Origin of the sequence: Nocardioides sp., from assembly GCF_050699375.1 — a bacterium.
Classification (GTDB): Bacteria; Actinomycetota; Actinomycetes; order Propionibacteriales; family Nocardioidaceae; genus Nocardioides.
The window spans coordinates 1-19,117 of sequence record NZ_JBOHDN010000209.1; the positions used below are offsets into that span (position 1 = coordinate 1).

The 19,117-nt window shown below is 69.6% G+C and carries 21 protein-coding genes and 1 pseudogene; 13 read left to right on the forward strand and 9 right to left on the reverse strand.

The window, feature by feature from the left end; translation table 11 throughout:
* A partial coding sequence (locus ACRDPS_RS15420; protein ID WP_431502531.1) for a patatin-like phospholipase family protein occupies positions 1 to 518 on the reverse strand: 518 nt, incomplete at its 3' end.
* Positions 519 to 750: 232 nt separating this feature from the next.
* On the opposite strand from ACRDPS_RS15420, the gene ACRDPS_RS15425 reads away from it, so the two are divergent.
* Complete coding sequence (locus tag ACRDPS_RS15425) at positions 751 to 1,353, forward strand: TetR/AcrR family transcriptional regulator (protein WP_431502532.1); 603 nt, start codon at positions 751 to 753, stop codon at positions 1,351 to 1,353.
* A gap of 109 nt (positions 1,354 to 1,462) precedes the next feature.
* On the opposite strand, the gene ACRDPS_RS15430 is transcribed toward ACRDPS_RS15425, so the two are convergent.
* Entirely contained in the window at positions 1,463 to 2,152 is a 690-nt protein-coding gene (locus ACRDPS_RS15430; protein ID WP_431502533.1) for a PaaX family transcriptional regulator C-terminal domain-containing protein, read from the reverse strand.
* 170 nt (positions 2,153 to 2,322) lie between these two features.
* Between ACRDPS_RS15430 and ACRDPS_RS15435 the strand changes: the two genes are divergently transcribed.
* Together ACRDPS_RS15435 and ACRDPS_RS15440 are read left to right on the forward strand one after the other, a co-directional pair.
* Positions 2,323 to 3,948, forward strand: a complete 1,626-nt coding sequence (locus ACRDPS_RS15435) for an acyl-CoA dehydrogenase family protein (RefSeq protein WP_431502534.1) — start codon at positions 2,323 to 2,325, stop codon at positions 3,946 to 3,948.
* Positions 3,945 to 4,160: pseudogene (locus tag ACRDPS_RS15440) on the forward strand (enoyl-CoA hydratase-related protein); the annotation flags it as partial. The gene ACRDPS_RS15435 and the pseudogene ACRDPS_RS15440, both read left to right, overlap by 4 nt.
* Positions 4,161 to 4,273: 113 nt before the next feature.
* Here the strand turns inward: ACRDPS_RS15440 and ACRDPS_RS15445 are convergent.
* Positions 4,274 to 5,116: an SDR family oxidoreductase gene (locus ACRDPS_RS15445; RefSeq protein WP_431502535.1), complete on the reverse strand. Its 843-nt coding sequence runs from the start codon at positions 5,114 to 5,116 to the stop codon at positions 4,274 to 4,276.
* 94 nt (positions 5,117 to 5,210) lie between these two features.
* Here ACRDPS_RS15445 and ACRDPS_RS15450 point away from each other — a divergent pair, with 94 nt between their 5' ends.
* The 3 genes from ACRDPS_RS15450 to ACRDPS_RS15460 are packed head-to-tail and all read left to right on the forward strand — an operon-like array spanning position 5,211 to position 7,907.
* Positions 5,211 to 5,963, forward strand: coding sequence for a PaaX family transcriptional regulator C-terminal domain-containing protein (locus ACRDPS_RS15450; RefSeq protein ID WP_431502536.1), 753 nt, complete (start codon positions 5,211 to 5,213; stop codon positions 5,961 to 5,963).
* A gap of 55 nt (positions 5,964 to 6,018) precedes the next feature.
* Positions 6,019 to 7,248 carry a sensor histidine kinase gene (locus ACRDPS_RS15455; protein WP_431502537.1) on the forward strand — a complete coding sequence of 410 codons (1,230 nt, stop codon included), beginning with the start codon at positions 6,019 to 6,021 and terminating at the stop codon, positions 7,246 to 7,248.
* The gene (locus ACRDPS_RS15460; protein WP_431502538.1) at positions 7,245 to 7,907 is read left to right on the forward strand and encodes a response regulator; all 663 of its coding nucleotides are present in this window, start codon (positions 7,245 to 7,247) and stop codon (positions 7,905 to 7,907) included. Before ACRDPS_RS15455 ends, ACRDPS_RS15460 begins: the two co-directional genes overlap by 4 nt.
* 38 nt (positions 7,908 to 7,945) lie before the next feature.
* Here ACRDPS_RS15460 and ACRDPS_RS15465 read toward each other — a convergent pair whose 3' ends face one another.
* The 3 genes from ACRDPS_RS15465 to ACRDPS_RS15475 form a co-directional block, all read right to left on the reverse strand.
* The gene (locus ACRDPS_RS15465; RefSeq protein WP_431502539.1) at positions 7,946 to 8,344 is read right to left on the reverse strand and encodes a hypothetical protein; all 399 of its coding nucleotides are present in this window, start codon (positions 8,342 to 8,344) and stop codon (positions 7,946 to 7,948) included.
* Positions 8,341 to 9,720 carry a DUF4331 domain-containing protein gene (locus tag ACRDPS_RS15470; RefSeq protein WP_431502540.1) on the reverse strand — a complete coding sequence of 460 codons (1,380 nt, stop codon included), beginning with the start codon at positions 9,718 to 9,720 and terminating at the stop codon, positions 8,341 to 8,343. Before ACRDPS_RS15470 ends, ACRDPS_RS15465 begins: the two co-directional genes overlap by 4 nt.
* A gap of 76 nt (positions 9,721 to 9,796) precedes the next feature.
* The gene (locus ACRDPS_RS15475) at positions 9,797 to 10,072 is read right to left on the reverse strand and encodes a hypothetical protein (protein WP_431502541.1); all 276 of its coding nucleotides are present in this window, start codon (positions 10,070 to 10,072) and stop codon (positions 9,797 to 9,799) included.
* 278 nt (positions 10,073 to 10,350) lie between these two features.
* Between ACRDPS_RS15475 and ACRDPS_RS15480 the strand changes: the two genes are divergently transcribed.
* Genes ACRDPS_RS15480 through ACRDPS_RS15495 form a run of 4 tightly spaced genes read left to right on the forward strand, consistent with a single transcriptional unit; the run spans position 10,351 to position 13,880 of the window.
* Positions 10,351 to 11,202 (forward strand): alpha/beta hydrolase, encoded by an 852-nt coding sequence (locus ACRDPS_RS15480; protein WP_431502542.1) that lies wholly within the window; start codon positions 10,351 to 10,353, stop codon positions 11,200 to 11,202.
* The gene (locus tag ACRDPS_RS15485) at positions 11,199 to 11,939 is read left to right on the forward strand and encodes an ABC transporter ATP-binding protein (RefSeq protein WP_431502543.1); all 741 of its coding nucleotides are present in this window, start codon (positions 11,199 to 11,201) and stop codon (positions 11,937 to 11,939) included. Before ACRDPS_RS15480 ends, ACRDPS_RS15485 begins: the two co-directional genes overlap by 4 nt.
* 1 nt (position 11,940) lies before the next feature.
* On the forward strand, positions 11,941 to 12,813 hold the full coding sequence (locus ACRDPS_RS15490; RefSeq protein ID WP_431502544.1) for an ABC transporter permease: 873 nt from the start codon (positions 11,941 to 11,943) through the stop codon (positions 12,811 to 12,813).
* A 5-nt stretch (positions 12,814 to 12,818) separates the two neighbouring features.
* Complete coding sequence (locus ACRDPS_RS15495; protein ID WP_431502545.1) at positions 12,819 to 13,880, forward strand: fatty acid desaturase family protein; 1,062 nt, start codon at positions 12,819 to 12,821, stop codon at positions 13,878 to 13,880.
* Positions 13,881 to 14,006: 126 nt separating this feature from the next.
* On the opposite strand, the gene ACRDPS_RS15500 is transcribed toward ACRDPS_RS15495, so the two are convergent.
* The 3 genes from ACRDPS_RS15500 to ACRDPS_RS15510 form a co-directional block, all read right to left on the reverse strand.
* A complete protein-coding gene (locus ACRDPS_RS15500; RefSeq protein ID WP_431502546.1) occupies positions 14,007 to 14,417 on the reverse strand; it encodes a hypothetical protein in 411 nt (136 codons plus the stop codon).
* Between the two features lie 88 nt (positions 14,418 to 14,505).
* Positions 14,506 to 15,666, reverse strand: coding sequence for a beta-1,3-glucanase family protein (locus ACRDPS_RS15505; protein ID WP_431502547.1), 1,161 nt, complete (start codon positions 15,664 to 15,666; stop codon positions 14,506 to 14,508).
* A 94-nt stretch (positions 15,667 to 15,760) separates the two neighbouring features.
* Positions 15,761 to 16,111 carry an ArsR/SmtB family transcription factor gene (locus tag ACRDPS_RS15510; protein ID WP_431502548.1) on the reverse strand — a complete coding sequence of 117 codons (351 nt, stop codon included), beginning with the start codon at positions 16,109 to 16,111 and terminating at the stop codon, positions 15,761 to 15,763.
* A gap of 104 nt (positions 16,112 to 16,215) precedes the next feature.
* On the opposite strand from ACRDPS_RS15510, the gene ACRDPS_RS15515 reads away from it, so the two are divergent.
* The 3 genes from ACRDPS_RS15515 (at position 16,216) to ACRDPS_RS15525 (ending at position 19,116) form a co-directional block, all read left to right on the forward strand.
* Positions 16,216 to 17,586, forward strand: coding sequence for an NAD(P)-binding domain-containing protein (locus tag ACRDPS_RS15515; RefSeq protein ID WP_431502549.1), 1,371 nt, complete (start codon positions 16,216 to 16,218; stop codon positions 17,584 to 17,586).
* Between the two features lie 83 nt (positions 17,587 to 17,669).
* A complete protein-coding gene (locus ACRDPS_RS15520) occupies positions 17,670 to 18,365 on the forward strand; it encodes an NAD-dependent deacylase (RefSeq protein ID WP_431502550.1) in 696 nt (231 codons plus the stop codon).
* A gap of 31 nt (positions 18,366 to 18,396) precedes the next feature.
* Positions 18,397 to 19,116, forward strand: coding sequence for a hypothetical protein (locus ACRDPS_RS15525; protein ID WP_431502551.1), 720 nt, complete (start codon positions 18,397 to 18,399; stop codon positions 19,114 to 19,116).
* Position 19,117: the final 1 nt, after the last annotated feature.

Consider the following 19,117-nt stretch of genomic DNA (forward strand, 5'->3'; position numbering starts at 1 on the left):
GTGGCGAGCACGATCGCGTGGGTCGCGCCCAGCGAGGCGGCGCTCGCGACCGGGATGGCCTCTGTCACTCCACCGTCGGTCCAGAGCCGGTCGTCATAGGACGTCGGAGGTCCACCGACAAGCGGGAGGGCGCCGGAGGCGGTCAGGGCGTCCACGAGGTGCCGGCGGCTCGGGAACGAGGTGATGACCTCGGCGGCAGCGCTGGCCAGCGCCGTCGCGACGATGCCGACGGTCGGGCCGGACGGGAGCCCGTCGTAGAGGCCCAGGAGCTCTTCGGACGTCTCGGTGATCAGCCGCGTGTCGACGGCGGGTGCGCCGCGAAGGAGGCGTCGCCCGTCGGCGAAGCGACGGTCGCAGAAGATCTCCACGTACGCATCGGCCATCCGTCGCACGCTGCCGCCTGCCGCGGCTACGGCGTTGGTCGCTCCGGCGGAGGTCCCGACGAACAGGTCGATGTGCCGATGGGCACCGAGCTCCTCGAGCACGCCTGCCATCGCCGCGGAGATCACCCCTCGCATGCCGCCGCCCTCGATGACCAGGGCGAGCTTGGCGTCGGGGAATCGGTCGGTGCCGGTGAGTCGGGCGCGGAGGATGTCGAAGGGGTCGATGGTCGAGTGGATAATCGTGGTTCCTCCAGCCTGATCGTTACAAACATTGAATAGTGTAACTACAAAATCGTGAAAATGTAACGTTCCGGATGGCCCTCGAGATGAGGGATAATGAACCGCCGGACCGGATGAAGGGCGATGCATGGCCACGCGTGACCTGCGGCAGCGGATTCTCGACGCCGCTGCTCAGGTGCTCAGTGAAGGCGGTCCGCGGCCGCGCCTGATCACCAATATCGCCGAGCGGGCACAGGTCTCCCGGCCGACGCTCTACCGGCACTTCCCGGAGCGCAACGACATCTACGATTCCCTGATGCGCGTCGAGCTGGAGCGCGTCATCGACGGCGTCGCCGTCCGTGCACGTACGACGACCTCGCCGCGGCAGGACTACGTCGACGTGGTCGTCGACCTGGTCCGGACCGCGCGCGAGCACCCCGCGCTGCAGGCCGTGCTCGCCCGGCACCCGGAGATCATGGCGAGCTATCTGCCGCGCGTTCTCCCGATCGTGCTCGACATCGCGGAGCCGCGGCTGGCGCCGATCCTCGAGGCGGGAGCGCGAGAGGGTCGCTGGCCGGCGATCCCGGCTCGGCCGGCGATCGCCTGGACCACTCGTCTGGTCGTCTCGCTGGTGACGATGCCGCCCGAGGTCGGCTCCGAGGTCGGCTCCGAGGCGGCTCTGGCGGGTGAGGTCGAGGCGCTGATCTCCGTGGCCGGTTCGATCGCGGGGGATGGCGCCGGCGCGTCCTGACCGGTGCGGGGTGGCAGCGATCGCTGAGACCTCACGCGTTCGCCGATCGTTGCTGGTCGACGCGACGCCGCAAGCCGACGCAGCTCCGCCTCCGGTCGGTGAGCGTCGCTCAGCCCAGCTCCGCCAGGCTGCGCAGCTCTGCTTGGTAGGCGGCATAGACCGTCCTCAGCTCGTCGCCGGCCCAGTCGGAGGGCAGCAAGGACGGCGGGAGGATCGGGTCGGTGCGCAGATGGCGGACCAGGGCCGCCGCGACCGTGAGGCGGGATACCGGATTCTTGGTCTTCTCGAGCTCGCTCACCAGCCGCCGCGCGGTGGCGCTCCATCCATCGAGGTCCCACAGCTGGCCGGCGAGCAGGGCCGGGTCGGGGTGGCGTGATTCGCAGGTGGTCAGGTCAGGGTGTGACTGGTAGGCCGGGGTGCGGCTCAGGTTGGCGGGCCGCAGCCACACGCCTTCGCGCAGCTCCGCCAGCCGGTGTTCCGTCAGCAGGCCGCGCAGTGCAGCGCGGTCAGATGCCGTTCGGGCGGCGGCCACGACGAATGCGGTCTCCCAGCTGCCGTCCCACGGTTGCGGATCCGGGGCGACTGCCTCGGCCTGGCGGGCGTGCCGTGCGCGCAGCCTCGTCCCGATGCGGTAGCCGTGCTCGGTGCGTTCCAGGTCGCCGGAGGCGACTCCGCGGGTGAGCGCGGCCCGCACGGCGGACTCGCGCATCTCGAAGTGTCCGGCCGCGGCCACCAGGCGGCCCGGGGCGATCGCGTCGGGGTAGCAGCCGAGAAGCACGCTGAGAATGGCCGAACGCACCGAGAGAGTCGGCCTCCCGACCTCTGACGACGTACTCACCACGGAACAACCCTTCCACACCCGCCGCGTCGAAGCGGTCCCCGTCGGACACCTTACAACTGTAGACACACGTGACACGTGGAACGTAATATCTGTAGCCATGACAGAGTCGGCCAGAAGGGGATAGCGACATGTCCGACACGCACGAGGTCTTCAACCAGGTCCCGCCGCTGGTGGGCCACAACACCGCTGCCGACCCGGCCCTGCTCGAGGGCATCGAGCGCGAGGGGGCCGGCTGGGCGCTTCCCGAGATCGAGGCGCTCGGGCGGCTGGCCGGCTCCGAGCAGGCGCAGGAGTGGGGCAGGCTCGCTGAGCGGGTGCCGCCGCGCCTGCACACCCACGACCGCAACGGACGTCGGGTCGACGAGGTCGAGTACGTCCCGGCGTACCACCAGCTCATGCAGACCGCGGTGGAGAACGGCCTGCACGCCGCCCCTTGGGCCGACGACCGGCCCGGCGCCCACGTCGCGCGCGCCGCCAAGTTCTACGCATGGAACGTCGACGCCGGCCACGGCTGCCCGATCTCGATGACGTACGCCGTCGTCCCGGCCCTGCGCGCGAACCCCGAGCTGGCGGCACGGTTCGAGCCGCTGCTGACCAACCGGGAGTACGACGTCGGTCTACGCGACCCGGAGACCAAACGGGGCTTGATCGCCGGCATGTCGATGACCGAGAAGCAGGGCGGCTCCGACGTACGCGCCAACACGACCACCGCGACGGCGCAGTCCGACGGCACCTATGTCCTGCGTGGCCACAAGTGGTTCACCAGCGCCCCGATGAGCGACATGTTCCTCACGCTGGCGCAGACCCCGGCCGGGGTGACCTGCTTCCTGGTCCCGAGGGTGCTGTCCGGCGGCGAGCGCAACGCGATGCGGTTCATGCGGCTCAAGGACAAGCTCGGCAACAGGTCCAACGCCTCCTCCGAGATCGAGTACGACGCCGCGGTCGGCTGGCTCGTCGGCGAGGAGGGCAAGGGCGTCAAGACCATCGTGGAGATGGTCAACATGACCCGCCTGGACTGTGTGATCGGCTCCTCCGCTGGCATGCGGACGGCGCTGACGACGGCAGCGCACCACGCTCGCCACCGCTCCGCGTTCGGCGACCAGCTGATCGACCAGCCGGCGATGCGCAACGTGCTGGCCGATCTGCAGATCGAGTCCGAGGCCGCCACCACCGCGATGATGCGCCTGGCCGGTGCCAACGACCGCGCGATCCGCGGCGACGGGGGCGAGGCCGCGTTGCGCCGGATCGCGCTCGCGGTGACGAAGTACTACGTGTGCAAGCGCGCCCCGATGGCGGTCGGCGAGGCGTTGGAGTGCCTCGGCGGGAACGGCTACATCGAGGACTTCGACATCGCCCGCGTCTATCGGGAGATGCCCCTGATGTCGATCTGGGAGGGCTCGGGCAACGTCGCCGCACTCGACGCGCTGCGGGCCATGGCCAAGGAGCCCGACACGCTCGACGCGTTCCTCGCCGAGGCCGATCTGGCCACCGGCGCCGACCAGCGCTACGACGACGCCGTCGACCGGTTGCGCAAGGAGCTCACCTCCTTCGACGACATCCAGCTGCGCGCCCGCCGCATCGTCGAGCAGATGGCGCTGGTCTTCCAGGGCTCCCAGCTGCTGCGGCATGCACCGGCCGCCGTCGCCAACGCGTTCTGCGCCACCCGTCTGGGCCGCGACTGGGGCGGAGCCTTCGGCACGCTGCCCACCGGCCTCGACCTCGCTCCGATCATCGAGAGGGCCCTCCCCGAATGACACCGGACGAGGAGCTGGTCACCGTCCGCACCGACGGGCCGGTCAGGCTGATCGGGATCAACCGTCCCGACATACGCAACGCGGTGAACCGGGCGACCGCGGAGGCGCTCGCCGACGCGTTCCGTGGCTTCGAGGCCGACCCGGAGGTGGCTGTGGCGGTGCTCCACGGCGAGGGCGGGACCTTCTGCTCCGGTGCCGATCTCAAGGCGGTCGCGGGCGGCGACGTCAACCGGTTCGAGCCCGACGGTGACGGGCCGATGGGGCCGACCCGCCTGCGGCTGAGCACGGCGCCTTCGGAGGCAACCGCCCGGGTTCGTAGCTGCTGTCAGGCCCGGCCGACGGGTCCGTCGATGAAGATGTCGAGCTCGAGCTCCCCGGTCCCGCCGTACTGCGACAGGTCGGTGACGCCCGCCTCGCGAAGGACCTCGACGTCGAGGAAGGTGTTGCCGGTGCTCTCTCGCGCCGGTCGGGTGAGGATCTCGACGGCGGCGTCGGCGACGATCTCGGGCGTACGGGAGACGGCCATGACATCGTCGCCTCCGAGCAGGTTCTGCACCGCGGCGGTGGCGATCATGGTCTCGGGCCACAGGCAGTTCGCGGCGACGCCGTGCTCGGCGTACTCCTCAGCCCAGCCGAGGGTGAGCAGGCTCATGCCGTACTTCGCCAGCGTGTACGCCGGGTGGGCGCCGAGCCACTTCGGATCGAGGTTGAGCGGCGGGGAGAGTGAGAGGATGTGCGGGTTGGTGCCCTTGACCAGGTGGGGCAGCGCCTTGCTGGTCAGCAGGTAGGTCCCGCGCAACTGGATCTGGGTCATCAGGTCGAACCGCTTCATCGGCAGGGTCGCCGTCGGGTCCAGCGCGATCGCCGAGGCGTTGTTGACCACGATGTCGATCCCGCCGAACCGCTCCACGGCCCGGGCGACCGCGTCGTCCACCGACGCCTCGTCGCGTACGTCGCCGACGACCGCGAGGGCTTGGCCGCCCGCTTCCTCGATCTCGGCCGCGGCGGTGTGGACGGTGCCGGGAAGTCGGGGGTCGGGCTTGTCGGTCTTGGCCAGGAGGACCACGTTCGCGCCCTGGCGCGCGGCTGCGGTCGCGATGGCCAGGCCGATGCCGCGGCTGCCGCCGGACATGATCATGGTGCGGCCTGCGAGAGTCTGGTCGGGCATGTTCACTCCTGGTTCCATGCACCAACACGCTACAGTTCTCAGACAACTGCAGAAATAGTGCAATCAGTGTCGTCGATCACACGCTGGAGGAGTCATGGAGCCTTCGGAGCACGCCTCTGGTGTGCCCAGCGCCGTCTCCGCGCGCTCGGCGATCCTGACGCTCATGCTCGCCAGCGACGAGTCGGTCTTTCCCGATCGAGACATCTTGGCGGTGACGCGCGCAGTCGGCGTCTCGGAGCCCACCGCACGGGTCGCTCTCTCCCGGATGGCGGCCGCCGGCGACGTGTCCCGGGAGGGAGGTGGCCCTTACTCGCTCAGCGACCGGCTGCAGGAACGGCGTCGCCTTCAGCGGCAGCGGATCGACCCGGTGGTCACCAGCTGGAACGGCGAGTGGGAGCTCGCTGTCGTCACGAGGACCGGGCGCTCCGCGACCCAACGGGCTGCGCTCCGCGAGCAGCTCACCCTGCTCCGCCTCGGCGAGCTTCGCGAGGGCGTCTGGATGCGCCCCGCGAACCTCGAGATGCCGTGGCCCCCCGCGGTGGCCGAGGAGGTGCGTCGACTTCGCGCCGAGCCGATCGAGGACGCTGCCGACCTGGCTCGCTCGCTGTGGGACCTCGACCGCTGGAGCGCCCGAGGCCACTCGCTGCTCCGTGCGATCGCGTCGGCCGGCGATCCCACGGCCCGGTTCGCGGCATGTGTGGCATCAGTACGCCACCTCATGACCGACCCGACCCTGCCGGACCAGCTGCGCCCGGAGGACTGGCCCGCCGCCGAGCTTCGCGCCAGCTATCGCGAATACCGCACCTGGCTCTTCTCGCTCGGATCGGCGGCGAACGAGCGGGCTTGATGGCGGCGGGATAAGACCGGGGCCTCCTCAGGGCACCTGTGGAAGACTCGAAGCCATGCTCTCCACGTGGCCCAGGCGGCGCCGGACCGCGGTGTTCTTCGTCGCTGCGGTCCTGATGGCAGTGCAGGCGCCGTTGCTGGTCACCAACCACGACGTGCTGGTGGGTTTCGCGCTGCTGATGGCCGGTGCCCACGCGGCCAGTGCGCCGCTGGCGATGTGGCGGCCGATGCCGGCGGCCGGGCTGTCGGTGGTCGCGTTCACTGTGCAGGCGGTGGTGATCATGCCGCAGGGAGCCGCCGGCTGGCCGCTGTCGGTGCCGCCGCAGATCATCACCCAGCTGGTGGTGTTGCTGGTGCTGACGCTGGTCGCCGGTTGGCGCGTCGCGGCGAGCACCTTCGTCGTCCAGCTGGCGATCGGGGTCGTGCTCTCGGTGGTCGGGCTGGCCTGGAAGAACACCTTCGGTGACTCGATCGGCGCGGTCGCCCTCTTCGCTGCGCTCTCCGTGCTCGTCGGCTCCCTCGGCCTCGCCGTCGGACGCCTGGCCGAGAGCCGCGAGGCGCTGCGCGAGGAGAAGCGGATCAGTGCCGAGGAGCACCAGCGCCGCTCGGTCGTGGAGGAGAAGGCCCGCATCGCCCGGGAGCTGCACGACGTGATCGCCCACAACATGTCGCTGATCACCGTGCAGGCCAGGTCGGCTCCGCACCGGGTCGGTGAGGTCAGCGAGGCGGCCGAGGCGGAGTTCGCCGAGATCGCCGACCTGGCAGCCTCCGCGCTGCGGCAGATGCGCGGGGTGCTCGACGTGCTGCGTACGGAGCCGGGACAGTCGGGCCGGGTCCCGGTCCCGGGCATCGACGGGCTGAGCGAGCTCTTCGAGTCGGCACGCGCGACCGGGCAGCGGGTCGAGGTCCACGGAGACCTCCCGGAGACGAAGGACGTCGCTCCGGAGGTGGGCGCCGCGACCTACCGGATCGTCCAGGAGGCGCTCAGCAACGCCCGCCGTCACGCGGCCGATGCGCCGGTGCGGGTCGACCTGGCGCTGGGCAAGAAGGAGCTCGAGGTGCGGGTGGCCAACGCGCTCCAGCGCGCCGAGGAGACCGACCCCGAAGCATCCGACGGCCACGGGGTGATGGGCATGCGGGAACGGGCCAGCGCCGTCGGTGGCGTGCTCACCATCGCCGCTCTCGACCAGGACGAGACCGACCGGGACGAGTTCGTCGTCGAGGCGCGGCTGCCGGTCCAAACTGCCGTGCGCACTCCCGGCAAACGCGGTAGGAAGACCTTGTGACGGTGAAGATCGTGGTCGTGGACGACCAGGAGATGGTGCGTTCCGGCTTCGTGGCGCTGCTCAACACCCAACCCGACCTCGAGGTGGTCGGCACCGCGCCCGACGGCTCCGAGGCGTTGCAGGTGGTGCGGCGTACGAGCCCTGACGTGGTTCTGATGGACGTCCGGATGCCGGTGATGGACGGGATCGAGACACTGCGCCAGCTCTCCGGCAACCCCTCCACCGCGGGCGTCAAGGTGATCATGCTGACCACGTTCGACGCCGATGAGTACGTCCACGAGTCGCTGCGCCTGGGCGCCAGCGGGTTCCTCCTCAAGGACGCCTCCCCGGACGAGCTCGCCTCCGCGATCCGCGTGGTCCATGCCGGTGAGGCCCTGCTCTCGCCGTCGGTGACCCGGCAGGTGATCGCGCAGTTCGCCCGCGCTCCGCGAAGGAGGCGCGCCGACCCGCGGCTCAAGCAGCTCACCGAGCGCGAGCGTGAGGTGCTGGAGAACATCGCCCGCGGCAGCTCCAACAGCGAGATCGCCGCCGAGCTCTTCCTGGCCGAGCAGACCGTGAAGACCCACGTCAGCCGCATCCTGGGCAAGCTCGGTCTGCGTGACCGGGCCCAGGCCGTCGTGTTCGCCTACGAGAGCGGCCTGGTCGCGCCCCACGTCTGACGACCCGGCCCGCAATGGTGCGGGCCGGGTCATGCATGTCAGCGTGGCCAGGTTGCGTCGGTGACCTTCCCTCCGCTGACGTCCACGGTCAGCTGGACCGGACCGTCCGGTCGGACGTACAGCTCGTAGCGCCCCTCGGGGACCTCGTAGAAGACAGCCGAGTAGACCGTGTCGCCCTCGGGCGTCGGTCGCGGCACCACAGCGACGTGCGGCAGCCCGTGGTGATGACCGTGATCGAGCTCATCGTTGCTGTGGCCCTTCGCATCCTCCGGCCCAGGCGGGACGGCTCCGCCGGTCGGGCGCAGCTCGATCTCCAGCCCTTCGAGCTCGGCCGGCATCTCGATGACCAGGGCACCGATGTCGCCACCGATGTCCAGCAGCACCGATGACCCCTGCCCGGCATGGGGGTTCTCGAGGAGGTTCGCGTCCTTGTTCATGACGCGGCCGGCACGCCCGGCTTGGACTGGTATCCGCCGGCAGGCGTACCGAGGTACGGGAACACCTTCAGGTAGTCGGAGTTCGTGTTCGACGTACCGTCCTTGATCGCGCTCGTCGCGTCGTCGGGGGTGAACTTCGGGTCGACGAGCGGGATGGTGAGCCCGGCGACCGCTCGCAGCTCGACAGTGACCACGTCGTCGAAGACCCGGCGTCCGTTGGGGAACCCGGCGGCATCGCCGGCGACGAGGCCGAGCGGATTCGGTGTCTTGGCCGGCGGAACGGCGACGTTGAGTCGGAGCAGGTCGGACTCGACCGGCCCGGTGTAGTTTTGGAACCCCGGCACTACGCCCTCCGGGATCCCGGTCAGCAGGATCGCTGCGAGGTCCGCCCGCGGCTTCTTGTACGCCGCCAGGTTCGGGAACACGTCCGGGTAGAGCACGGGCAGCAGGCCGGCGAGCTCCGGCGTGGTCACGTACTTGGCGTACTTGCTGTCCTCCGACGGCGGCCGGCTGTTCCACTTGTCCTTTTCCGCCATCGGCACGATGACCTCGTTGAACAGGGGATTGCCCAGCCGCGAGACCTGCTTGTGCGGGCCGTGCCACACGGAGATGCCGAGGAGCTCGTCGAAGATCCTGGACTGCTGCCGGCTGGCCGACGCCCAGACACCGATGGTCGCCTTCGGGTCCATCACGTCCTTGGGGGCCCGGCCGTTGCGGGTCAGGTCGCTGATCGGGACCTGGAGTGCGATCGTGTGCACGTTCGAGCCCTGCAGACCGTTGACCCCGGCCGCTTCTGCCGACGGGATCAGGTGCGCCATCTGGAACGGCCGCAGCGTACCGAGGTCGAAGATGCTGCCCAGGTCAGCGAAGAAGCCGTCCGCGCGCTGCCCGGCGAACACCGTGCCTCCGCCATCGAGGGTGTGGATCGCCTCTTTCGCGAGCTTGGCGTAGTCCGGCGTGCTCCGGATGCCTACGTTGACCGGCGGTGCGGTGAGGTCGCGGGCCAGGGTCCGGGACCTGCCTTTCTCCACTCGGGTGACCGTGTAGTACTGCGGACGGTTCCAGGTCTCGTCCTCGATCGAGGTGATCGGTCCGGTGTTGTAGAGGAAGGTCTTCTTGTTCCGGATCTCGGCGCGGAACCGGAACTGGTAGCTGATGTCGGTCTTACCGTCTCCGCCGTTGGAGATGTGGATCTGGTAGAGCACGTCGTCGCCGAACTCGTAGAAGTTCGGCCCGCCGTACGGGTTCTGGAACGGGATGAAGTTTGCGATGAGGGTGACCGTGTCCGGCTTGTCCGGGCTGACGAACGCGTAGACATCGGTGTTGTCGGCGACCGGATCCTTCGAGATCTCCGGTGCTTCGCGATGGGACGACATGAAGTTCCTCCACTAGAGGTGCTGATCGATGAGATGAGGTACGAAGGGAGCCGCGGTACACCGGCCCGTGGTCAGGTCAGGCGGTCCGCGCGGATCCGGCCAGGCGGGCGGCGAGCTCCCGATCGGTCACCAGGACCTCGCGGTCGCCGACCATGATCGCCAGCTGGCCCTGCTTGACGTTCTTCACGTGCACCACGAACGACTCCGCGTTCGCCAGGTCGACCGACTCCAGGCCGGCCGCCGCATCGGCGGACGCCGGACCGAAGATCTTGGGTACGGCAACCGCACCGACCGCTGCCGCTGTCCCGGCCCCGGCGATCACCAGGAAACCGCGACGTGACTGTTCACTCATGACAGTTCCTTCCACTCGACAGGCGCTGCCACCGAACGGCCAGCTGCGGCCCGGTCTGATGGTGGTGATCTGGATCACATAGTCGCGCCACGGCGTGTTTCGGCGTCCAGGGCGAGATGGATTTGGCGAGAGCGAAACCTTTACTTCAGTGCGGCCCATCCCAGCGACGAGTCGCATCGGGTCTGGTTCCAAGGGGCATCCCCGACTACCCCGGTAGGGGGTCGAATGGCTCCCGGGAGTGACGCGCGGAAGTAAACCGCGTTCCTAACGTCACGGCCATGACAGTGACGCCGCTCAGATACGGCCTCCACGAGGCCGACGGAACCATCGGACCCCGCCTGCTCGCCTGCGACCCTCCCGGGGGAGCACGCGTCGTGGAGGTCTTCGGAGACGCCGCGACCGCCGACCACATCGCGGTCGTCGTGCCCGGCAACGGCCACCACCTCGGCAACTACTTCACCAGCCAGGAAGCCCAAAGTCCGCGCTCCCGCGGGCAGCTGCTGCTGCGTACGATGCGGGACCTGGCACCCGAGACCCGGTCCGCGGTCGTGGTCTGGGTCGGCTACCACGCACCGCCGGAGTGGTACAACGCGATCACCAACGACGCCGCCTATGCCGGCGCGAGCGACCTGGCAGCCCTCACCCACTATCTGCCGCGGGACGCCCACATCACTCTGATCGGCCACAGCTACGGGTCCACGGTCGCCGGCCTCGCTCTCGCCAGTGCTCGCGCCGAGGACTGCGTGGCGCTCGGCAGCCCGGGCATGGGCGTTGTGCACCGCACCGAGCTCGGCACCGGCACACGGCTGTGGGCCGGTTATGGCGAGACCGACCGGATCCGCCTGATCCCGCAGGTACGCCTCGGCCGGCTCGGCCTGGGCCGCAACCCGCTGCACCCGGAGCTCGGCGCGACCAGCTTCGGCACCGGCGGCATCCCCGGCCACTGCGGCTACTACACCGAGGGCAGCCAGTCGCTGCTCAACGTCGCCCGGATCGCCCTGGGCCGCTACGACGAGGTGACTCCGGCCGGCGTCACCGCCAATCGCGTCCCCGCCCGAGCGGCCCGCGCCGCCAGGGCCGCCCAGCCCGTCCGAACTCTGCCCGTCAAAGAAGTGGAGACAGCAGCATGATCACCGACGAACCCGCCATCTGGACCCAGGGGCTCCGCAAGAGCTACCCCGGTCGCGGCGCCGCCCTGGACGGCATCGACCTCGCCATCGCCGCCGGTACCGTCCACGGCCTGCTCGGCCCGAACGGCGCGGGCAAGACCACCACCGTGCGCATCCTGGCCACCCTTGCCCGCCTCGACTCCGGTCAGGCCTGGGTCGCGGGCCGCAACGTCGCCCGCGACCGGGCCGGCGTGCGAGCGCGCATCGGCATCGCGGGGCAGTATGCCGCCGTCGACGAGGTGCTGAGCGGCCGCCAGAACCTGGAGATGTTCGCCCGCCTCTACCGCATGCGAGCCAAGGAGGCGCGGCAGCGCTCGGGCGAGCTGCTGGAGCGCTTCGACCTCGTCGCCGCGGCCGACCGCCCGGTGCGGGGCTACTCCGGGGGCATGCGGAGGCGGCTCGACCTGGCCGTCAGCCTCATCCGCAGCCCCCAGGTGCTCTTCCTCGACGAGCCGACCACCGGCCTCGACCCGCGCAGCCGGCTCGAGGTCTGGGACGCGGTCCGCGAGCTGGCCGACTCGGGCACGACGGTGCTGCTGACCACCCAGTACCTCGAGGAGGCCGACCGCCTCTGCTCCCGGATCACCATGGTCGACCAGGGGAAGGTCGTCGCCGAGGGGTCGCCGGCCGAGCTCAAGTCCAGCGTCGGCGGCCGCGACCTCGACGAGGCCTTCCTGCTCCTGACCGAGGGGGCCTGAGATGACTGTGCCGATGGATGTCCCCACCCGGCCGATGGATGTCTCCACACGCCTGACGGATGTCGCGAACGTCCACGGATCACGCATCACGTGGGCGGCTGTCGACACCTGGGTCGTGGCCCGGCGACACCTTCTCCACCTCGTACGCCGCCCCGACGAGCTGCTCGGGACCCTGATGATCCCGGTGATGGCCGTGGCCATGTTCGGCTTCGTCTTCGGCGACGCCTTCGGGGTCGCGATGAACGTGCCGGGGGAGCAGTATCGCGAGTTCCTGCTGCCCGGGCTGTTCGCACTCACCATGGCCTTCGGCATCGGCAACACGACCATCTCGGTCGCCGAGGACGTACGCGGCGGGGTGCTGGACCGGATGCGCTCCCTGCCGATGTCGCCGGTCGCGGTGCTGGCGGGGCGGTCGCTCGCCGACGTGATCCTGGCCGTGGTCGAGCTGGGGATCCTGATGGGACTCGGGACGCTGTTCGGCTGGCAGGCGCACGACGGCGGAGCGATCCTCGCCGCGCTCGGGCTGCTGGTGGTGCTGCGCCTGGCCTTCTCCTGGGTCGGCATCCTGCTGGGACTGCTGGTCAGCGGCCCCGAGGCGGCGATGAAGTACTTCGCACTCGTCTTCCCGCTCGCCATGATCGCCGACACCATCGTGCCCACCGACCTGATGCCGGGCTGGCTGGGCGGCGTGGCCGCCTGGAACCCGCTCACCTCGACCGTCATCGCCACCCGCGACCTCTTCGGTAACACGGCCGCCCCGGCGACCACCTGGATCGGCGAGCACGCGATGACCACGGCCGTCCTCTGGCCGGTCGCCATCATCGCGGTCTGCCTGCCGCTCGCGATGGTGCGGCTGCGCCGCCTGGGCCGGTGAGCTCGATGACCACGACACCGAGCCAGGCCCAGAGCCAGGTCAACGCCTACACCGAGCTGATGAGTCGCGTCCGTCAGGAGGGTCTGCTGGCGCGGTCGCCGAGGGCGTACGTCATGCGGGTGATCGTCCTCGGCACCGGCTTCGCGCTCGCCCTGGTCGCCATCCTCACCCTCGGACAGACCTGGTGGCAGCTGCTGGTCGCGGCGGGCTTCGGGGTCCTGTTCACCCAGACCGCGTTCCTCTCCCACGACGGCGCCCACCGTCAGATCTTCGCCTCGGGCCCGAAGAACGAGTGGGCCTCCCGCATCCTCGGCAACCTGGTCGTCGGGCTCAGCTACGGCTGGTGGATGCGCAAGCACACCCGCCACCACGCCAACCCGAACAAGGTCGACGCGGACGAGGACATCCGCCCCTCGGTCCTGCTGTTCACACCCGAGGACGTCGAGCGGCGCACCGGCCTGAAGCGGTGGCTCACCGCTCGCCAGGGATGGCTCTTCTTCCCGCTGCTGACCCTCGAGGGCATCAACCTCCACGTCGGCGCCGTACGCACCGTGATCGGCGACCGCGACCTCAAGCACCGAAGTACGGAGGCAGCGTTCCTGGCGCTGCGGCTGATCGGCTGGCCGGTGCTGGTCTTCTCGGTTCTCGGAGCCGGCCTCGGCGCTGCGTTCCTCGGCCTGCAGCTGGCCGTCTTCGGCGTCTACATGGGCGCCAGCTTCGCGCCCAACCACAAGGGCATGCCACTGGTCCCGCGCGACACCAGGATCGACTTCCTCTCCCGCCAGGTCCTGACCTCCCGCAACATCCGCGGCGGACGCTGGGTCGACTGGCTCATGGGCGGCCTGAACCTGCAGATCGAGCACCACCTCTTCCCCAGCATGCCGAGCAGCAGCCTGCGCCGCGCCCAGCCCCTGGTCCGCGCCTACTGCGCCGAGCAGGGCGTCCCCTATACCGAGGCCGGGATCCTGGAGTCGTACGCCATCGTCGTCCGCCACCTCAACCGCGTGGGTCTCGGCGACCGCGACCCCTTCGCCTGCCCGTTCGTCGTCGTCAACAGGACGGGCTGACCCGACAGAGGAGATCCCACCCCCTGGAGTCATTACGGCGTCGCGAGCACCTCGCCGCGGACCCGCCTGTGATCGGAGAAGTCCGGCTGGACCGCGACGGTTCCCGTAGCGCCCCCGGCGGATCGGCTACCCGACGGTCTCCAGGATGCAGGCGGCCAGAGCGGTGAAGTAGACGACCCCGGCGAACACGGCATGGAAGGCGACGAACGCGGGTAGCCGGCCTCTGAAGATGGCGCGGAGAGCGACGCCGTACGCATCGACGACCGAGAGATGGCGTCCGCCCATGGCTCGGGCACGCCGCAGGAGCAGGTTGTCGCCGAAGCCGTTGCCGATCGTGATCATCACGAGGGCGCCCCAGGCGTAGAGAACCTGGTCGCCGAGGACGTACGTCACCCACAGCGCGAGCCCGATGACGGACAGGGCGACGTGGGTGATCACCACGCGCGAGCGAGAGCGGCCGTGACGGAACCAGCCCGTCAGCAGGAGGACCCCCACGGTCGCCTGGACGAGCCACGCCACGAGGACGAAGTACGTCATGGTGCGACCGTACGAGTCCTCGTGGCGTGGTGGACGAGCCGGACCGACAGTCCCCGAATGAGGGGAGGCCGGCCCGGTGGAGTGCTCGTCAGAAGGGAGTCAGCGTCACCGCCATCTCGGAGGCGTTGTCCTCGACGTACGACGCGAAGCCGCCGACGTCGTCGAAGGCGAAGCCGTAGGCCTTCCCGTCGACCGTGTTGTCGTGCATCGCCTTGGAGTACGCATGGAACGGCGTGCCCTGGTAGAAACCGCCCGGGTCGTCGGTGGGCTGGTTGGCCGAGGCGAGCAGCGTCGTCCGGTTGAAGCCGGCGCCGAGCACGGCGGCGACCGGACCGGTGATGCCGTCGTTGGGTGCGGCCAGCGCGCCGTCGCAGAAGAGCACGTCGCGGGTCGAGGGCCGGCTGAACGCCTTGACGCCGCCGTCGAAGACGAACTGGTCGCCGCTGACCCGGCCGGTGAAGGTGGTGTTGTTGGCGTTGACGACCATGTCCTCGCCGGCGTACTTCGACCACACCTGATCGATGTAGGAGTCGAAGAACGATCCGGAGAACCGCCCCGTGTCCAGGCCATGGCCCGGTGCGATGATCCGGCGGTCGTCGACCACCAGCGAGCCGAAGTCGGGGGAAGCGGAGATCGCGTCGAAGATCTTCGCGCGGCCGCCCTCCACGAGGGTGCCGGTGGTGGGCGACTCCTCGCCGGTCAACGCGATCGAGAGCGGGACGCTGAACATGTCGACGTTCGTGGTGTTGCAGTAGATGCGGCCGCTCTTGTACGTGAACTCGACGCAGTCGTGCAGCACGCCGTAGCTCGGGTCCGCCTCCACCCAGGCAGCCGGGTAGGCGAGCGCGTTGCCCTCGTTGACCTTGAACTTCAGCTTCTCGCCGAGCGAGAAGTAGATCCGGCCCGACATGTCGGCGGGGATCTGGGAGGCCGTGTCGCCGCTCCCCGAGAACGGGATCGAGTAGTCGGCATAGCCGTCGGGACCGTTGTCGGAGAGGGCGACGGGCACGAGCGTCCCCTCCGGCGTGACCCGGGACTGCTCGCCCGTCGCGAGGTTGGTGCCGACGATGTAGAAGTTGATCGAGGAGTTGTCGTACGCCCCGGTCTGGTTGACGAAGCGGAGCTGGATCGTGGCCTGAGCGCCGAGTCGCGGCGGGCGCATGGCTTGGGCCTGCCATTGGGTGCCGCCGAGAAGGGGCACGGCGAAGGCGGCAGAGGTGGCGGCGAGTACAGATCGTCTGGTCAGCATGGGACCTCCCGAGTGGGGGACTGTAGGAACCCGAATTACAGTAAGGGGCCTTTACAGTAAAAGTCCATACCCTTCGGAAGGGCGTTCGCAGATGCTATGCGGGCGAGGTGAGGGCGCCGGCGAGTGAGTCGAGGACGCCGGGGACGATGGAGAAGTACGCCCACCTGCCGCGCTGCTCGCGGGCGACCAGTCCGGCCTCCGTCAGCAGCTTCATGTGGTGGGAGACGGTCGGCTGGGAGAGGTTCACCGGCTCGGTGAGGTCGCAGACGCACGCCTCCTGGCCCTCCGAGGCCGCGATGATCGAGAGCAGCTTGACCCGGGTGGGGTCACCGAGCGCCTTGAATATCCGCGCCAGCGCTTCGGCCTGATCGGCATCGAGAACTCCCGCGGTCACCGGCGAGCAGCACGCGACGGCGGCGGACGGAAGCACGGGAAGAGTGGTCATGGCGGCAAGTCTAGCGAATGATATTGACGAACGTCGATATGTCGCCTAGGGTCGCTGTCATATCGACGTTCTTGAATCTGTCCTGGTCGAATCCGAGGAGCATCATGACCGACCTTCCAGTAGCCGTCATCGGCGCCGGGCCCCAGGGGCTCGCCGCCGCGGCCCACCTTCTCGAGCGCGGTCTCACGCCTCTGGTTCTCGAGCAGGGGAGCGAGCCTGCCGCGGCCGTCGCGGAGTGGGGCCACGTACGCCTCTTCTCGGCCTGGCCCGAGCTCGTCGACAAGGCCGCCGTCCGGCTTCTCGAGCCGACCGGCTGGGAGGCGCCCGAGAAGGGATACCCCACCGGCGCACAGTGGCGCGAGCGCTACCTCGTCCCGCTCGCCGAGGCTCTCGGCGACCATGTCCGCTACGGCGCGACCGTCACCGGCGTCTCCCGCAAGGGCCGTGACCGCCTCGTCGACGCCGACCGCGCCGAGCAGCCGTTCGTCCTGCACGTGAGCGGCGCAGACGGCACCGAGGCGATGTATCGAGCTTGTCGAGATGAGCGCCTCGAGGCGCGAGCGGTCATCGATGCCTCCGGCACCTGGCGCTCGCCCAGCCCGGCCGGCGCCGACGGCCTTCCGGCACTCGGCGAGCGTGCCGCGCACGCCGTCGGCAAGGTCGGCTACGCAGTCCCGGACCGTGCCGTCCCCGATGCGTACGCAGCCCGGCACACGGTCGTGATCGGCGCCGGTGACTCCGCGTTCAACGCCGTTCACGAGCTCACCGCCATCGCCAAGGCGCACCCGGGATCGAGGATCACCTGGGCGATCCGTCGCGCGGTGTCGACGAACACCTTCGGTGGCGGCGAGGGCGACGAGCTCCCGGAGCGGGGTGCCCTCGGCGTACGCGCCAAGAGGGCTGTCCAGGACGGCACGGTCGAGCTGGTGACGGGCTTCCGTACGGCCAAGATCGACGGAGCGAGAGTCGAAGCCGAGGACGGCCGCGTGATCGAGGCCGACCAGGTGGTCGTGCTGACCGGATACCGCCCGGACACGAGCTTCCTGAGCGAGATGCGCCTCGATCTCGACCCGACGCTGGAGGCGCCGCGCAACATCGCGGTCCAGATCGACCCCAACCTGCACTCCTGCGGCTCGGTCAGCGCGACCGGTGCCAAGGACCTCGCCCAGCCCGAGCCCGACCTCTACCTGGTCGGGATGAAGTCCTACGGACGGGCGCCGACCTTCCTGGCGATGACCGGCTACGAGCAGGTACGCAGCGTGGTGGCCGCGCTCGCCGGTGACCACGACGCGGCGGCGCGAGTCGAGCTCGAGCTCCCCGACACCGGGGTCTGTGGCGGCGCCGGGGTCATCTCGACAAGCTCGATACATCGCTTCGACGACCCCGAAGGTGCCGAGGAAGGCGGTTGCTGCGGAGCCGCCGCGCCGAACGAGGAGCTGTTCACGATCGGTCGTTCACCGATCACGCTCTCCTGATTGTGTTACAAATGCCGATCGAGTGACCAAGATGACGCTTTGGGGCAGCGAATGTCTCGTCAACGTCGCTAGCCTGAATCCTTGTGAAAGTTGTCGTGCTCACCGGGGCCGGAATCTCGGCCGAGAGCGGCCTCGCGACCTTCCGCGACGCCGACGGTCTCTGGCAGGGGCATCACGTGAACGACGTGGCCACCCCCGAGGCGTTCCGCCGCGACCCGGAGGTGGTCCACAAGTTCTACGACGACCGCCGGCGGGAGCTGCGTACGGTGAAACCCAACGCCGCCCACATCGCGCTGGCCCGTCTCGAGCAGCTCCTTGGCGACGGGCTGCTGGTGGTCACCCAGAACGTCGATGACCTGCACGAACGTGCCGGGTCGAGTCGGGTCGTGCACATGCACGGCGAGCTGCTCTCGGCGCTCTGCGACTCGTGCCAGGGCCGGTTCGCCTGGGACGACGACCTCGGCGACGCCCCGACCTGCCCGGCCTGCGGCAACGACACCCTGCGGCCGGACGTGGTGTGGTTCGGCGAGATGCCCTACGCCCTCGACCTGATCGAGCGGGCGCTCTCCGAGGCCGATCTCTTCGTCGCCATCGGCACCAGCGGCGCTGTGTATCCGGCCGCCGGCTTCGTACGCATGGCCGCTCTCGCCGGTGCCAAGACGCTCGAGCTCAACCTCGACCCGTCCGAGACCACCTACCTCTTCGACGACGCCCGCCAGGGGCCGGCCGGCAAGCTGGTGCCGGCGTGGGTCGCCGACGTACAGGGCACCTTGCGTTGATCCCATGACGACTTCTGCCACGATAGGCCGCGTGTTTCGCCATGCGCTTCCCGCGACCGCCCTCATCATCGCGCTGACCAGCGCTCTCGCCGGCTGTGGCGACGACGACGGGACTCTGTCCCAGGCGCGGGAGTACGCGAGGGAGCCCGGCAACCACATCGCCGAGCAGGCGCGGTCCGCGATGCACGACATCGACACGGTCCATGTCGAGGGGGAAGTGCTCGACCCGAAGGGCACCAAGATCCTCATCGATCTCGACGTCTCGGCCAAGGACACCTGCGTGGGCACCGTCGGCATCGGTGACGGCGAGATCTCGCTGCGCTCCATCGGCGGCTCGGCCTGGTATCAGGGCGACGAGGCGTTCTGGAAGTCCATCGCTCCGGCCAAGGGCGAGGGCGAGCGCATCGCCAAGCGCGTCGGCGAGAAGTGGGTCGCGCTCGACGGCGAGCTGGCCAGCCTGCGCGCCTTCTGCAGCATCGACAGCCTCACCGCCCAGATGGTCCCGCCCGAGGCGGAGGCCCAGGCGATCGGCCCGGCGATGGCCGACGGCAGCCCGACCGTGCGCCTCGACGTCACCCACGGTGAGACCGAGAGCCGGACGTACGTCCTCGCCTCGGAGCCCCACCGGATCCTCAAGTGGACCCAGGGCAGCTCCGGCGAGCTCCGGTTCTCCGACTTCGACAAGGAGTTCCACGTGGAGGAGCCCCCCGCGGACGAGGTCTTCGACCTCGCCGAGCTCGAGGAGAAGTGAG

Coding starts and splice junctions, on each gene's coding strand:
- ACRDPS_RS15425 (WP_431502532.1), top strand. CDS start 751: ATGGCCACGCGTGACCTGCGGCAGCGGATTCTCGACGCCGCTGCTCAG.
- ACRDPS_RS15495 (WP_431502545.1), top strand. CDS start 12,819: ATGACCACGACACCGAGCCAGGCCCAGAGCCAGGTCAACGCCTACACC.
- ACRDPS_RS15445 (WP_431502535.1), bottom strand. CDS start 5,116: ATGCCCGACCAGACTCTCGCAGGCCGCACCATGATCATGTCCGGCGGC.
- ACRDPS_RS15500 (WP_431502546.1), bottom strand. CDS start 14,417: ATGACGTACTTCGTCCTCGTGGCGTGGCTCGTCCAGGCGACCGTGGGG.
- ACRDPS_RS15455 (WP_431502537.1), top strand. CDS start 6,019: ATGCTCTCCACGTGGCCCAGGCGGCGCCGGACCGCGGTGTTCTTCGTC.
- ACRDPS_RS15450 (WP_431502536.1), top strand. CDS start 5,211: ATGGAGCCTTCGGAGCACGCCTCTGGTGTGCCCAGCGCCGTCTCCGCG.
- ACRDPS_RS15470 (WP_431502540.1), bottom strand. CDS start 9,720: ATGTCGTCCCATCGCGAAGCACCGGAGATCTCGAAGGATCCGGTCGCC.
- ACRDPS_RS15435 (WP_431502534.1), top strand. CDS start 2,323: ATGTCCGACACGCACGAGGTCTTCAACCAGGTCCCGCCGCTGGTGGGC.
- ACRDPS_RS15505 (WP_431502547.1), bottom strand. CDS start 15,666: ATGCTGACCAGACGATCTGTACTCGCCGCCACCTCTGCCGCCTTCGCC.
- ACRDPS_RS15475 (WP_431502541.1), bottom strand. CDS start 10,072: ATGAGTGAACAGTCACGTCGCGGTTTCCTGGTGATCGCCGGGGCCGGG.
- ACRDPS_RS15515 (WP_431502549.1), top strand. CDS start 16,216: ATGACCGACCTTCCAGTAGCCGTCATCGGCGCCGGGCCCCAGGGGCTC.
- ACRDPS_RS15485 (WP_431502543.1), top strand. CDS start 11,199: ATGATCACCGACGAACCCGCCATCTGGACCCAGGGGCTCCGCAAGAGC.
- ACRDPS_RS15465 (WP_431502539.1), bottom strand. CDS start 8,344: ATGAACAAGGACGCGAACCTCCTCGAGAACCCCCATGCCGGGCAGGGG.
- ACRDPS_RS15510 (WP_431502548.1), bottom strand. CDS start 16,111: ATGACCACTCTTCCCGTGCTTCCGTCCGCCGCCGTCGCGTGCTGCTCG.
- ACRDPS_RS15490 (WP_431502544.1), top strand. CDS start 11,941: ATGACTGTGCCGATGGATGTCCCCACCCGGCCGATGGATGTCTCCACA.
- ACRDPS_RS15480 (WP_431502542.1), top strand. CDS start 10,351: ATGACAGTGACGCCGCTCAGATACGGCCTCCACGAGGCCGACGGAACC.